The sequence below is a fragment of the Methylobacterium sp. GXF4 genome (assembly GCF_000272495.1).
Lineage (GTDB): Bacteria > Pseudomonadota > Alphaproteobacteria > Rhizobiales > Beijerinckiaceae > Methylobacterium > Methylobacterium brachiatum.
In genome coordinates, this window is sequence record NZ_AKFK01000044.1 from 1 (window position 1) to 492 (window position 492).

1 protein-coding gene is annotated in these 492 nt (G+C 65.9%); it reads left to right on the top strand.

Annotated elements, in window-relative coordinates; translation table 11 throughout:
• A partial coding sequence (locus tag WYO_RS04120; RefSeq protein WP_007559460.1) for a GTP-binding protein occupies positions 1 to 492 on the top strand: 492 nt, incomplete at its 3' end.

The window sequence follows — 492 nt, forward strand, 5'->3', positions numbered from 1 at the left end:
ATGGGCAAGGAAAAGTTCTCCCGCACCAAGCCGCACTGCAACATTGGCACGATCGGTCACGTCGACCACGGCAAGACGTCGTTGACGGCGGCGATCACGAAGGTTTTGGCGGAGACGGGCGGGGCGACGTTCACGGCCTACGACCAGATCGACAAGGCGCCTGAGGAGAAGGCGCGCGGGATCACGATCTCGACGGCGCACGTGGAGTACGAGACGCAGAACCGGCACTACGCGCACGTCGACTGCCCCGGCCACGCCGACTACGTGAAGAACATGATCACCGGTGCCGCCCAGATGGACGGCGCGATCCTGGTCGTGTCGGCGGCCGACGGCCCGATGCCGCAGACCCGCGAGCACATCCTGCTGGCCCGCCAGGTCGGCGTCCCGGCGCTGGTGGTGTTCCTGAACAAGGTCGACATGGTCGACGACGAGGAGCTGCTGGAGCTGGTCGAGCTCGAGGTGCGCGAGCTTCTGTCGAAGTACGACTTCCCG